General features: G+C 70.3%; 14 protein-coding genes. 12 read left to right on the plus strand and 2 right to left on the minus strand.

The genetic code is table 11. From position 1 onward, the window contains the following. Positions 1-5 precede the first annotated feature (5 nt). From pcaH to NQK81_RS36610, 7 genes are all read left to right on the plus strand, one after another. The gene (gene pcaH, locus NQK81_RS36580) at positions 6-740 is read left to right on the plus strand and encodes a protocatechuate 3,4-dioxygenase subunit beta (RefSeq protein WP_126733494.1); all 735 of its coding nucleotides are present in this window, start codon (positions 6-8) and stop codon (positions 738-740) included. Beyond that, positions 740-1,288 (plus strand): protocatechuate 3,4-dioxygenase subunit alpha, encoded by a 549-nt coding sequence (gene pcaG, locus NQK81_RS36585; protein WP_257485121.1) that lies wholly within the window; start codon positions 740-742, stop codon positions 1,286-1,288. Before pcaH ends, pcaG begins: the two co-directional genes overlap by 1 nt. Beyond that, a complete protein-coding gene (gene pcaD, locus NQK81_RS36590; protein WP_257485122.1) occupies positions 1,281-2,054 on the plus strand; it encodes a 3-oxoadipate enol-lactonase in 774 nt (257 codons plus the stop codon). Before pcaG ends, pcaD begins: the two co-directional genes overlap by 8 nt. After that, positions 2,051-2,455: a 4-carboxymuconolactone decarboxylase gene (gene pcaC, locus NQK81_RS36595; RefSeq protein ID WP_257485123.1), complete on the plus strand. Its 405-nt coding sequence runs from the start codon at positions 2,051-2,053 to the stop codon at positions 2,453-2,455. The genes pcaD and pcaC overlap by 4 nt, the downstream gene beginning before the upstream one ends. A 171-nt stretch (positions 2,456-2,626) precedes the next feature. Continuing rightward, on the plus strand, positions 2,627-3,433 hold the full coding sequence (locus NQK81_RS36600; RefSeq protein ID WP_126733490.1) for an IclR family transcriptional regulator domain-containing protein: 807 nt from the start codon (positions 2,627-2,629) through the stop codon (positions 3,431-3,433). Continuing rightward, entirely contained in the window at positions 3,426-3,995 is a 570-nt protein-coding gene (locus NQK81_RS36605) for a nucleotidyltransferase family protein (protein ID WP_257485124.1), read from the plus strand. The genes NQK81_RS36600 and NQK81_RS36605 overlap by 8 nt, the downstream gene beginning before the upstream one ends. A gap of 160 nt (positions 3,996-4,155) precedes the next feature. Then, positions 4,156-5,028, plus strand: a complete 873-nt coding sequence (locus tag NQK81_RS36610) for an AAA family ATPase (RefSeq protein WP_257485125.1) — start codon at positions 4,156-4,158, stop codon at positions 5,026-5,028. 3 nt (positions 5,029-5,031) lie between these two features. Here NQK81_RS36610 and NQK81_RS36615 read toward each other — a convergent pair whose 3' ends face one another. After that, on the minus strand, positions 5,032-6,051 hold the full coding sequence (locus tag NQK81_RS36615) for an aldo/keto reductase (RefSeq protein ID WP_257489919.1): 1,020 nt from the start codon (positions 6,049-6,051) through the stop codon (positions 5,032-5,034). A gap of 101 nt (positions 6,052-6,152) precedes the next feature. Here NQK81_RS36615 and NQK81_RS36620 point away from each other — a divergent pair, with 101 nt between their 5' ends. The 4 genes from NQK81_RS36620 (at position 6,153) to NQK81_RS36635 (ending at position 10,368) form a co-directional block, all read left to right on the plus strand. Continuing rightward, positions 6,153-6,722, plus strand: coding sequence for a TetR/AcrR family transcriptional regulator (locus tag NQK81_RS36620; RefSeq protein ID WP_257485126.1), 570 nt, complete (start codon positions 6,153-6,155; stop codon positions 6,720-6,722). Between the two features lie 148 nt (positions 6,723-6,870). Continuing rightward, on the plus strand, positions 6,871-8,082 hold the full coding sequence (locus NQK81_RS36625) for an FAD-dependent oxidoreductase (RefSeq protein WP_257485127.1): 1,212 nt from the start codon (positions 6,871-6,873) through the stop codon (positions 8,080-8,082). A gap of 80 nt (positions 8,083-8,162) precedes the next feature. Next, positions 8,163-9,263, plus strand: a complete 1,101-nt coding sequence (locus NQK81_RS36630) for a vWA domain-containing protein (RefSeq protein ID WP_257485128.1) — start codon at positions 8,163-8,165, stop codon at positions 9,261-9,263. Next, a complete protein-coding gene (locus tag NQK81_RS36635) occupies positions 9,256-10,368 on the plus strand; it encodes an XdhC family protein (RefSeq protein WP_257485129.1) in 1,113 nt (370 codons plus the stop codon). The genes NQK81_RS36630 and NQK81_RS36635 overlap by 8 nt, the downstream gene beginning before the upstream one ends. On the opposite strand, the gene NQK81_RS36640 is transcribed toward NQK81_RS36635, so the two are convergent. Next, positions 10,346-10,825 carry an Lrp/AsnC family transcriptional regulator gene (locus NQK81_RS36640; protein WP_257485130.1) on the minus strand — a complete coding sequence of 160 codons (480 nt, stop codon included), beginning with the start codon at positions 10,823-10,825 and terminating at the stop codon, positions 10,346-10,348. The genes NQK81_RS36635 and NQK81_RS36640 overlap by 23 nt on opposite strands. A 70-nt stretch (positions 10,826-10,895) precedes the next feature. On the opposite strand from NQK81_RS36640, the gene NQK81_RS36645 reads away from it, so the two are divergent. Further along, positions 10,896-11,816 carry a threonine ammonia-lyase gene (locus NQK81_RS36645; protein WP_257485131.1) on the plus strand — a complete coding sequence of 307 codons (921 nt, stop codon included), beginning with the start codon at positions 10,896-10,898 and terminating at the stop codon, positions 11,814-11,816. The last annotated feature ends 116 nt before the right edge of the window (positions 11,817-11,932 follow it).

Below are 11,932 nucleotides of genomic sequence, written 5' to 3' on the forward strand. Positions count from 1 at the left end.
ACAGCATGTCCGCACCCGCAGAACTGAGGCTCCCGCGCTACCGGCGCGATCCCGACGGCACGCATCCACCGCTCGGCTACCCCGGCTACCGGTCGACGGCGCTGCGGCACCCGAAAGAGCCGTTGATCGTGCTCCCGCATCTGCTGACCGAGGTCACCGGTCCCGCGCTGGGGCCGGGCCGGATCGGCGAATTCGACAACGACCTCACCAAGGGACACGCGGGGGAGCCGCAGGGCCAGCGGATCATCGTCACCGGGCGGCTGCTCGACGGTGACGGGCGGCCGATCCGCGATTCGCTCGTGGAGATCTGGCAGGCGAACGCGGGCGGCCGGTACCGGCACACCGGGGACCGCTGGCCGTCCCCGCTGGACCCCAACTTCGACGGCGCGGGCCGGACGCTCACCGACTCCGAAGGCCGCTACACCTTCACCACCATCAAACCGGGCGCGTATCCGTGGAAGAATCACGACAACGCCTGGCGGCCGGCGCATATCCACTTCTCGGTGTTCGGCAGCGCGTTCACCCAGCGGCTGGTCACCCAGATGTACTTCCCGGAAGACCCGCTGTTCTCGCAGGACCCGATCTTCAACTCCATCCCGGACGAGAAGGCCCGGCAGCGGATGATCGCGCGTTTCGATCTCGACCGCACGGAAGCCGAGTGGGCGCTGGCCTTCCAGTTCGACATCGTCGTGCGCGGCCGCGAGGCCTCGGTCTTCGAGGACGAGGAGGACGAGCACTGATGCCGGAGACGACGCCTTCCCAGACCGTCGGCCCGTACCTGTCCATCGGCCTGCCCTGGCCGGACGGGCCGGACGTCGTCCCCGCGGACGAGCCCGCCGCGGTCCGGATCCACGGCCGCGTTTTCGACGGCGCGGGCGAACCGGTGCCGGACGCGATGATCGAGACCTGGCAGGCCGACGCCGAGGGCCGGTTCGACCACCCCGACGACCCGCGTGGAGCGGTCGCGAGCGGGTTCCGGGGCTTCGGACGCTGCCCCACCGATCCGGGCGGCCACTACGAGATCCGGACGATCATGCCCGGCTCCCTGCCCGGTCCGGCCGGCAGCACGCAGGCGCCGCATATCGACGTCTCGGTGTTCGCGCGCGGACTCCTGCACCGGGTGGTCACCCGGATCTACTTCGAGGACAACGACAACTCCGGGGATCCGGTGCTGGCGTCGGTCCCGGAGGCCCGCCGGGGCACCTTGGTCGCCACCAAGGACGGCGACGGTTACCGGTTCGACATCCGGTTGCAGGGCGAGGGGGAGACGGTGTTCTTCGATGTCTGAGCCGGTGTACAGCGTCGCGGAAGGGCCCGCGGACGGCCCCGTCGTGGTGTTCAGCGGATCGCTCGGCAGCGATCACCGCATGTGGGAACCGCAGGTGAAACCCTTGGTGGAGAAGGGTTTCCGGGTGATCCGGTACGACACCCGCGGGCATGGCGCGTCACCCGTCCCGCCCGGGCCGTACACCCTCGCGGACCTCGGCGGCGACCTGATCGCGCTGCTCGACGAGCACGGGGCCGAGCGCGCCCACGTCGTCGGGCTCTCGCTCGGCGGGATGACCGGGATGTGGCTCGGGGTGAACGCGCCGGACCGGATCGCGAGCCTCGTGCTGTGCTGCACGTCCGCGAAGCTCGGGCCGCCGAGCATGTGGGCGGACCGGGCGAAGACGGTCCGCGAGCAGGGCACCGCCGCGGTCGCCGAGGCCGGGGTCGGCCGCTGGCTGACCGCCGGGTATGCCGCCGCCCACCCCGAGCGGACCGCGTACCTGCGCGAGATGATCGCCGGCGTTCCCGCGGAGGGTTATGCGTCGTCCTGCCAGGCCATCGAAACGATGGATCTCGTCGGTGACCTGCCCAAGATCGCGGCGCGGACGCTGGTGATCGCCGGGGCCGAGGATCCGGCCACCCCGGTCGAGCACGCCGAGGTGATCGCGGGCGGCATCCCCGACGCGCGGCTCGAAGTCGTCGAAAGCGCCGCGCATCTCGGGAGCTTCGAACAGCCCGAGCGGTTCACCGCGTTGATCCTCGAACACCTGGAGGCCGCCCGATGACCGACGACACCTACGAGACCGGCATGAAGGTGCGCCGCGAGGTCCTCGGGGACGAGCACGTCGATCGGGCGGTCGCCCGCACCACCGAGTTCAGCCGCCCGTTCCAGGACTACATCACCCGGGGCGCCTGGGGATCGGTCTGGTCGAGGGACGGGCTCGACCGCAAGACCCGCAGCTGCGTCACCCTGGCCGCGCTCACCGCGCTGCACGCCCACGACGAGCTCGCGATGCACGTCCGGGCCGCCGTCCACAATGGACTCACCGCGCAGGAGATCTCCGAGGTCCTGCTGCACACCGCCGTGTACGCGGGTGCCCCGGCAGCCAACGCCGCGTTCGCCGTCGCGCAGCGGGTCCTGGCCGAACTCGGTGAGCCTGCCGCCCAGGAAACGGGAGGCGGCTAGGACGCGTCCGGTAACTCTGTCCGCGGTCTTCGCGCCCAAGCGGTCCCTGACGGCACGGGCAGTTCAGCCGAGTACAACCCGGTACGAGGCTGAACCGCCCGCACCGTCAGGAACCACTTGGATCACGAAGCCCATCGAACAGAGTTACCGGACACGTCCTAGGGTTCTCATATGGACGAAGGCGAGGTGACCGAGCGCGGGGCGCATCATGTCCAGTCGCTGGAGCGCGGGCTGGCCGTGATCAAGGCGTTCAACGCGGACGCGGCGGAACTCACCCTGAGCGACGTCGCCCGCGCGACCGGGCTCACCAGGGCGGCCGCCCGCCGGTTCCTGCTCACCCTCGTCGACCTCGGGTACGTGCGCACGGACGGCAAGTACTTCTCGCTCACCGCGCGCGTCCTCGAACTCGGCTACTCGTATCTGTCGAGCCTGTCGCTGCCGGAGGTCGCCCAGCCGCATCTGGAGCGGCTCTCCGCCGAGGTGCACGAGTCGAGCTCGGTCTCCGTGCTCGAACTCCCGGACATCGTCTACGTCGCCCGGGTGGCCGTTTCGCGGATCATGACGGTCAGCATCAACGTCGGCACCCGCTTTCCCGCCCACGCGACGTCGATGGGGCATGTCCTGCTGGCCGGCCTCGATGACGCCGACCTGCGGGACTACCTCGCCGGGGCGAGGCTCGACAAGCTCACCGCGCGCACCAAGAGCAGGCCGGACGAGTTGAGCGCCGAGCTGGTCAGGGTCCACGAGCAGGGCTACGCGATGGTCGACCAGGAACTCGAAGAGGGTCTCCGCTCGATCGCCGCGCCGATCCACGACCGGCGGGGCAGGGTCGTGGCCGCGGTCAACCTCTCCACCCACGCCAGCCGCACCACCCGTGAGTCGGTCGAACGGGAACTGCTGCCGCCGTTGCTCGCGGCGGCACGCGCCATCGAGACCGATCTGGCGTCGGCGCCGCCCTCCAAAGCGCGGCATGGCTGAGGTCGCCGGGCTGCTGCTCGCGGCCGGAGCCGGACGCCGGTTCGGCGGGCCGAAGGCGCTGGCCGTCCTCGACGGCGAGCCGTTCGTCGTCCGGTCGCTGCGCGTGCTCACCGACGCGGGTTGCGCGCCGGTCCGGGTGGTGCTGGGTGCTTCGGCCGCGGAAGTCCGCGCGATCCTGCCCGCCCCCGAGGCCGCTGTCGTGGCCGAAGACTGGGAGTCCGGCATGGGCGCGTCCTTGCGCGCCGGCCTGAGGGCGCTCACCGGAACCGATGCCGAAGCCGTCGTCGTGCATCTCGTGGATCTGCCCGGCGTCGGCGCCGAAGTGGTCCGCCGGGTCGCCGCCGGAGCCGGCGAAGTCACCGTCGCGCGTGCCGCGTACGAAGGCGTTCCGGGACATCCCGTCGTACTCGGCCGCCGATGGTGGCCGGAGATCGTCGCGGGCGCGTCCGGGGACAAGGGCGCCCGCGACTGGCTCAAGGGACGCCAGGACCTGCGGCTCGTCGAATGCGGCGACCTCGGCACCGGGCACGACGTGGACCGCCGCGAGGATCTTCCGGGCTGATCTCCGGCTCACCGACGTCGCGAAAGCCACTTTCGCGACGTCTGATGTCCCGAAAGTGGCTTTCGCGACACCGTCCAGTCGTCGTCAGCGGGCGACTTCGGCCACCGCCGCGAGGATCTTCCGGGCTGATCTCCGGCTCACCGAGGCTTACGATCGGCACGTGACCGTCGAATCGCCCGAGAAACTGGCCGAAGCCCTCGAAACGGTCGGCTATCTCGCCGACGACGGCATCGCCACGGCCGGGTTCCTCGCCGTGGCGCTCGGCCGCCCACTGTTCTGCGAGGGCGAACCGGGCACCGGCAAGACATCGCTCGCGCTGGGACTGGCCGAAGCGCTCGGCATGCCGCTCATCCGGCTCCAGTGTCACGAGGGGATCGACGCGGCGCAGGCACTGTACGAATGGGACTTTCCCCGCCAACTGCTGCATCTGCGGGCGCTGGAAGCCGCCGGTGACGGCGGCCTCGACGTCGAGGCCGCCGAACAGTCCCTCTACACCGAGCGTTTCCTGCTCTCCCGGCCGTTGCTGAAGGCCTTGCAGACCGCGCCCTGTGTCCTGCTGGTCGACGAGATCGACCGCGCCGACGACGAGTTCGAAGCCTTCCTGCTGCAACTCCTCGACGAGAACGCGGTGACGATCCCCGAGTTCGGCGAGGTGCGCGCCGAGCATCCGCCGCTCGTGGTGCTCACCTCCAACCGGACGCGGGAGGTGCACGACGCGCTGAAGCGCCGCTGTCTCTATCACTGGCTCGAACATCCGGACCTCGGCCGCGAAATCGAGATCCTGCGCCGCAAGATCCCGAACCTGGGCGAGGCGCTCGCGACACAGGTCGCGACGGCGGTGCAGCGGCTTCGCGCGATGGAGTTGCTGAAACCGCCCGGGGTGGCGGAATCCCTTGACTGGGCCCAGGCGCTCCTCGCGCTCGGGATGTCCGAATTGGACGCCGCGACCGCCGCCCGGACCCTCGGTTCGGTGCTCAAGTACAGCGAAGACCTGGACAGGGTCCGGGCCAAGCTGGACAAACTGCTGGCCTGAGCATCAGCGGCGCCGCAGCGACGCGTCGAGCAAGGCGGGCGGGGTGTCGTGCTTCTCCTCCGGGGCCAGGTCGGTGCCCGGGGCCACGATCTCGTCGACCGCGTCGAGGACGTCGGCGGAGAGCACGGTGTCCGCGGCGGCGAGCTGTGACTCGAGGTGCTCCAGCGTGCGGGGGCCGATGATCGCGCTCGTCACCCCCGGATGCGCGACGACGAAGCCGAGTGCGAGCTGGATCAGGGTCAGCCCGGCCTGGTCGGCGACCTTGATCAGCCGTTCGACGGCTTCCAGCCGGGCCCGGTTGGCGGGCCGGGCGAGGTCGAAGCGCTGGGGCATGACCGCCGAACGGTTCGTGCTGATCTCCCGGCCTTCCCGGACCGCGCCGGACAGCCAGCCGGACGCCAGCGGGCTCCACGCGAGCACGCCCATCCCGTATTCCTCGGTCACCGGCAGGACCTGCGCTTCGATCCCGCGCTGGAGGATCGAGTAGCTGGGCTGCTCGGTGACGTAGCGGCCCATACGGAGTTCGCGGGCGGCCCACTGCGCCTGCACGATGCGATACGCGGGGAACGTCGACGAACCGAAGTAGCGGATCTTCCCCGCCTGCCGTAGATCCGTCAGCGCGGAAAGGGTTTCCTCGTCGCTGGTCTTCGGGTCCCAGCGGTGGATCTGGTACAGGTCGACGTGGTCGACGCCGAGGCGCCGCAGGCTGTTGTCCAGCTCGGTGACCAGCCAGCGGCGTGAAGCGCCCTGGTGGTTGCGCTCGTCACCCATCGGCATGCTCGCCTTCGTGGCCAGCACGATGTCCTCACGGCGGCCCGCGATGGCCTTGCCGACCATCTCCTCCGACTGCCCGGCACTGTACATGTCCGCGGTGTCGATCAGGTTGACACCGGCGGCCAAGGCGGCGTCGACGATGGCGGTGGCCTCGTCCTGGGTGGTGCGCCCGATCGCGCCGAAGTTCATCGCGCCGAGCGCGAGGGTGCTGACCTGCACGCCGGTCCTGCCCAAGGTGCGGTACTGCATGACGATGTCCTCCATGGCAAAATAAGCAAGCGGAACACTGCTCCGCTAACGATACGGAGCAGTGTTCCGTTTGGCAAGCCCGCTGGCAGAGGAGTGGCGTGATGAGTGAAGAGGGCACCAAGTCCAAACGCGCGGACGCCCGTCGCAACGAGAAGACCCTGCTCGACGCCGCGGCCGCGGTCTTCGTCACCTCGGGCGTCGAGGCGCCGGTCCGCGACATCGCGGCCAAGGCCGGCGTCGGGATGGGCACGATCTACCGGCATTTCCCGACCAGGGCCGACCTCATCGTCGCCGTCTACCGGCATCAGGTCGACGCGTGCGCCGAAGCGGGGCCGGAACTGCTGGCGTCGAGCGACTCCCCCTATGAGGCGTTGCGGCGCTGGATCGACCTCTTCGTCGATTTCCTGGTCACCAAACACGGGCTGGCGGCGGTGCTGCAGTCCGACAACGCCGGATTCGAGACGCTGCACACCTACTTCCTCGACACCCTCCTGCCGGTGTGCGCCCGGCTGCTCGGCGCGGCGGCGGAAGCGGGGGAGATCCGCTCCGATCTCGAGGCGCTCGAAGTGATGCGCGGCGTCGGGAACCTCTGCATCGGCGCCGAAAGCGATCCGCGCTACAACGCGCGCAAGATGGTCGGGGTGCTCATCGCGGGACTTCGCGAGAGGTAAGGCAAAGGGTGACGGTGTCGCGAAAGCCACTTTCGGGACATCAGGCGTCGCGAAAGTGGCTTTCGCGACACGCGTCGGCCAGGAGGCGGCCTCTCGACAGGACCTAGGTCCATGGCGGCGGCGGCATTCCGCGCGCTACAACTCGACCATGGAACGTACACAGTGCTGTGTGGTGGGGGGCGGTCCGGCGGGGATGGTGCTCGGGCTCCTGTTGGCGCGGGCCGGGGTCGAGGTCACCGTTCTCGAAAAGCACCACGACTTCTTTCGCGATTTCCGCGGTGACACGGTGCATCCGCCGACGCTGATGCTGCTCGACGAACTCGGGCTCGGTGCGCGTTTCGCGGAATTGCCGTCGCGACGGCTGGAGAAGATGCGGTTGCTGATCGGCGGCGCGACCATCGTCGCCGCCGATTTCAGCCGAATTCCGGGGCCGCACAAATACATCGCGATGGTTCCGCAATGGGATTTCCTGAACCTGCTCGCCGAAGCCGCGGCCGGGGAACCGACGTTCACCCTGCGAATGGGAGCCGAAGTGCTCGGTCTGCGCGAGGGCGGCGGCGTGCGTTATCGAGACGCCGACGGTGAGGAACGCGAACTGGCCGCACCGCTCGTGGTGGGCTGTGACGGCCGGGACTCGCTGATCCGCGCCGAGGCGGGGCTCGTGCCGAAGGAGTACGAGGTGCCGATGGACGTCTGGTGGGTCCGGGTGCCGAAACTCGAGGACACCGGCAAGGAAGCGCAGGTGTTCGGCCGGTTCGAGGGCGGGCTCGCCGGGATGACCATGGACCGCGGCGACTACTTCCAGACGTCGTACCTGATCCGGAAGGGGCAGGACGCCGCGCAGCGCGCCGAAGGGATCGACAGGTTCCGGGAGCGGATCGGCGGCCTGTTCGGCTGGAACGACCGGCAAGTGAACGAGATCCGCGGCTGGGACGACGTCAAACTGCTGAAGGTGCGGATGTCCAAGCTGTCGCGCTGGTACTCCGGCCGGGTGCTCTGCATCGGCGACGCCGCGCACGCGATGTCACCGGCCGGCGGAATGGGGGTCAACATCGCGGTGCAGGACGCCGTGGCGGCCGCGCGGATCCTCGCCGCCCCGCTGCTGCGCGGGACACTGACCGCCCGGGATCTCGCCCGCGTGCAGCGACGGCGATCCGTGATCGTCTCGCTCGCCCAGAAGCAGCAACTGGAGGAGCACAAGAGGCTCATCGAGCCCGCTCTCGACGGGACGCTGAACGAGCGGACCGTGCCGTTGCCGCTTCGCGTCTCGGACCGGTTCCCGCGGCTCATCGCCCTCGCGGCCTTCTTGGGCGGCATGGGTCCCCTGCGCGAGAAGACCCCCGTCTTCGCCCGCCGCTGACGCGCGTTTCGTCCTCTGGATGCGGTACTTGCACGCGCAAGTACCGCATCCAGAGGACGAAACGCGCGCACAATGGAGGGGTGAGCGATCCACTGGCGGGCTTCGTCGGCTTCGCGGAGGCATTGCGCGAAGCCGGTTTGCCGTGCGACGCGCACCGAGTGCAGGCGTACCTCGGAGCCGTCGGCGAGATCGACCTGGCCGATCCGGACCAGCTGTACTGGGCCGGCCGGTTGACGCTGTGCGCGGATCCCGACGACCTCCCGCGCTACGACGCCGCGTTCGACGGCTGGTTCACCGAAAAGGAAACCGGACCGCGGCGGCGAAGCCGGGAAGCGGCCCCGAAGCGGGCCAGGATCGCCACCCTCGCGCAGGCGGGCCAAGGCGAGTCCGGCGCGGAGCCCGACGAACTCCGCGTCGCGGCGAGCGACGAAGAGATCCTGCGGCACCGCGATCTCGCCGAGCTGAGTGTCGCCGAACGCGCCCACCTGCGGGAACTGCTCGCGAAACTGCGCCCGGCGCTCCCGGTTCGTCCGTCCCCACGCCGTCGCGCCGCCCGGCGGGGCACGCTCGATCCGTCGCGCACGCTCCGCGCGATGCTGGCCGGGGGCGGCGAGCCCGTGCGCCTGGCGTACCGGCGGAAGGGGAGCAAACCGCGCCGCGTCGTCCTCCTGATCGACGTCTCCGGCTCGATGGGGCCGTACGCCGACTCCCTGCTGCGGTTCGCGCACGTCGTGGCGCGGCGCGCTCCCGGCCGGGTCGAGGTGTTCACCCTGGGCACCCGGCTCACCAGGGTCTCCCGGCAGCTCCGGCTGCGCGATCCCGAGCACGCGATGCTCGCCGCGGCCGCCGCGGTCCCCGATTTCGCGGGCGGGACCAGGCTCGGCGAGACCTTGCGGGCGTTCCTCGACCGGTGGGGACAACGCGGTGTGGCCAGGCGATCCGTGGTCACCGTGTTCTCCGACGGCTGGGAACGGGGCGACCCCGGCCTGCTCGGCGAGCAGCTCGCGAGGCTGCGGAGGCTCGCGCACGTCGTATTCTGGGTGAATCCGCACGCGGGGCGGGCGGGTTACGCTCCCGTGCAGTCCGGCATCGTGGCCGCGCTCCCGCACCTCGATCGGCTGCTCGCCGGGCACAGTTTGGCCACATTGGAACGACTTCTCGTGGAGATCGCCGATGCGTGACGTACTGGACGAACTGCACCGCCGCTGGGCGGCAGGCGAGACGGTGGGGGTCGGCACGGTGGTGGCGACGTTCTCGTCGGCGCCGCGGAGCCCCGGCGCGGCGATGCTCGTCGCCCCGGACGGCACGGTCACCGGCAGCGTCTCCGGTGGCTGCGTCGAGGGCGCCGTCTACGAGCTCGCGCAGCAGGTGGTCGCCGGACGCGCGCCCGTGCTGCAGCGCTACGGCGTGTCCGACGACGACGCCTTCGCCGTGGGGCTGACCTGCGGCGGGATCATCGACATCTACGTCCAGCACATCGACCGCGACTCGATGCCGGAGCTCGGCGACGTCGTCGAATCGGTCCACAGTGGACAGCCGGTCGCCGTGGTCACGGTGATCGAGCACGAGCGGGAGGGCATGGTCGGCGAGCATCTCGTCGTCTGGCCGGATCGTGTCGCGGGTTCGCTCGGTTCCTCGCGGATGGACGACGCCGTCGTCGACGACGCGCGCGGCATGCTCGCCGGCGGCCGCACGGGCACCCTGCACTACGGGCCGGACGGGCAGCGCCGCGGCGAGGGGATGACGGTCTTCGTCAACTCCTTCGAGCCGCCCGCGCGCCTGCTGGTCTTCGGCGCGATCGACTTCGCCGCCGCGATGGCGAAGATGGGTGCGTACCTCGGCTACCAGGTCACGGTCTGCGACGCGCGGCCCGTGTTCGCGACGAAGAGCCGGTTCCCCGACGCCGACGAGGTCGTCGTCGACTGGCCGCACCGCTACCTCAAGGCCGAAGCCGACGCCGGCCGGGTCGACGGCCGGACCGCGATCGCCGTGCTCACCCACGACCCGAAGTTCGACGTTCCGTTGCTGGAGGTCGCGTTGCGCCTCGACGTCGGCTACGTCGGCGCGATGGGCTCGCGCAAGACCCACGACGACCGGTTCGCGCGGCTGCGCGAGGCCGGGGTCACCGAGGCGGAGCTCGAAAGGCTGTCATCGCCGATCGGCCTCGACCTCGGCGCGCGGACCCCCGAGGAGACCGCGGTGTCGATCGCGGCCGAGATCATCGCGCTGCGGTGGGGCGGTTCGGGCTCGCGGCTCGCCGAGCTCAGCGGCCGGATCCACGGCTGACACCGGGCACCGGCACCGCCTGGCTCGATTTGACCACCTCGAACGCGGGCAGGGTCTCGAACCGTTTGACGTGCTTGTCGAACAGCTTCCTGGACAGGTACCGGCTCGCCTTGAGATCCGGGGTGAGCAGCACGACGACGTAGTCCCACTGCCCGACGATGCTGTAGCAGTGCTGGACGCGGGGCTCCGCCAGCATCCGCTCGCGGAAGGCCGTGTGGCGCTTTTCGTCGTCGTCGGTCAGTGCGACCAGGATGACCGACGTCATCCCCGCGCCGAGCGTCTCCGGATCGAGCACGGCGACCTCGGCGCGGATCACACCCGCGGCGCGCAGCCGGGTCAGCCGCCGCTGCACCGCGCTGGGGGAGAGGCCGACGGCGTCGCCCAAGTCGTGCAGGGGGCGCGCCGCGTCGGCCTGGACGAGGTCGAGCAGCAGATGGTCGATCTCGTCGAGAGCCACGCAAGATTTTTGCATGCGGGCGGGAAAATTTACAATCGGCATGATCGGCCTCCGGCCTAGCTTGAGGGTCATGGACCTCAAGCTGGACAACGTCGCCGAGGCGGCGAAGGTGATCGATCCCGTTTTCCTGAACTCCCCGCAGTACGGCGACGAACAGCTGAACGCACGGCTCGGCCGTTCCGTGCTGGTGAAGATCGAGACGCTGAATCCGTTGCGCAGCTTCAAAGGCCGGGGCGCGGACTACTTCGCCGCCGGGCTGGAGCCGGGGACCACGATGGTGTGCGGGACCAGCGGCAACTTCGGGCAGGCCGTCGCGTACGCCGCCAGGAAACGCGGATTGCGGGCCGAGGTGTTCGTCCCGGCCGACGTCTCCCCGGTCAAACTGCGGCGGATCAAGACCCTGGGGGCGCGGGTGCGGAGGGTCGAGGGCGAGGTGAAGGTCGCCGCGGCCGCCTTCGCCGCCGAAGCGCCGGACCGCGTGTTCGTGGTCGACGGCCGTGATCCCGCGATCTCCGAAGGGGCGGGCACGATCGGGCTGGAACTGGTGGCGGCGGGCGCGATCGACACGGTCGTGCTCCCGGTCGGCGACGGCGCGCTGATCGCCGGCGTCGCGCTCTGGCTCAAGGCGCACACGCCGGACGTCCGCGTCGTCGGCGTCGGGACCACGTCGGCGCGGGCGATGGCGACGAGCTGGCTGGCCGGTGAGCCGGTCACCGTCGACCGGGTGAACTCGTTCGCCGGTGGTATCTCGATCCGCACCCCGGAACCCGAATCCGTCCGGCGCCTGCGGTCGCTGGTGGACGACTTCGTGCTGGTCGAGGACGACGATCTGCGCGCGGCCATGCGGCTGGGCGCGGAAACCCTCGGTGTCCTGCCGGAACCCGCCGGGGCCGCCGGACTGGCCGCCCTGACCGTGCACGACCTCCCCGGCGACCGGGTCGCCACCGTGGTCACCGGGGCCAACGCCGTCTGGCCGCCGGCGTGGTCGTGAGTGGCGATTCGGGTTAGAACCCGAATCGCCACTCACGACCCCCTGTACCGAATGGACACTCGCGCTTCCCCCGCATCTGCACCGATTTTCCCTCATTACAACCGCATCTGCGGAGC

The sequence above is a fragment of the Amycolatopsis roodepoortensis genome, from assembly GCF_024628825.1.
Classification (GTDB): domain Bacteria; phylum Actinomycetota; class Actinomycetes; order Mycobacteriales; family Pseudonocardiaceae; genus Amycolatopsis; species Amycolatopsis roodepoortensis.

Excerpts from the sequence above, each read along its gene's own strand:
- pcaH (WP_126733494.1), top strand. The coding sequence starts at position 6 with ATGTCCGCACCCGCAGAACTGAGGCTCCCGCGCTACCGGCGCGATCCC.
- pcaG (WP_257485121.1), top strand. The coding sequence starts at position 740 with ATGCCGGAGACGACGCCTTCCCAGACCGTCGGCCCGTACCTGTCCATC.
- pcaD (WP_257485122.1), top strand. The coding sequence starts at position 1,281 with ATGTCTGAGCCGGTGTACAGCGTCGCGGAAGGGCCCGCGGACGGCCCC.
- pcaC (WP_257485123.1), top strand. The coding sequence starts at position 2,051 with ATGACCGACGACACCTACGAGACCGGCATGAAGGTGCGCCGCGAGGTC.
- NQK81_RS36600 (WP_126733490.1), top strand. The coding sequence starts at position 2,627 with ATGGACGAAGGCGAGGTGACCGAGCGCGGGGCGCATCATGTCCAGTCG.
- NQK81_RS36605 (WP_257485124.1), top strand. The coding sequence starts at position 3,426 with ATGGCTGAGGTCGCCGGGCTGCTGCTCGCGGCCGGAGCCGGACGCCGG.
- NQK81_RS36615 (WP_257489919.1), bottom strand. The coding sequence starts at position 6,051 with ATGCAGTACCGCACCTTGGGCAGGACCGGCGTGCAGGTCAGCACCCTC.
- NQK81_RS36620 (WP_257485126.1), top strand. The coding sequence starts at position 6,153 with ATGAGTGAAGAGGGCACCAAGTCCAAACGCGCGGACGCCCGTCGCAAC.
- NQK81_RS36625 (WP_257485127.1), top strand. The coding sequence starts at position 6,871 with ATGGAACGTACACAGTGCTGTGTGGTGGGGGGCGGTCCGGCGGGGATG.
- NQK81_RS36635 (WP_257485129.1), top strand. The coding sequence starts at position 9,256 with ATGCGTGACGTACTGGACGAACTGCACCGCCGCTGGGCGGCAGGCGAG.
- NQK81_RS36645 (WP_257485131.1), top strand. The coding sequence starts at position 10,896 with ATGGACCTCAAGCTGGACAACGTCGCCGAGGCGGCGAAGGTGATCGAT.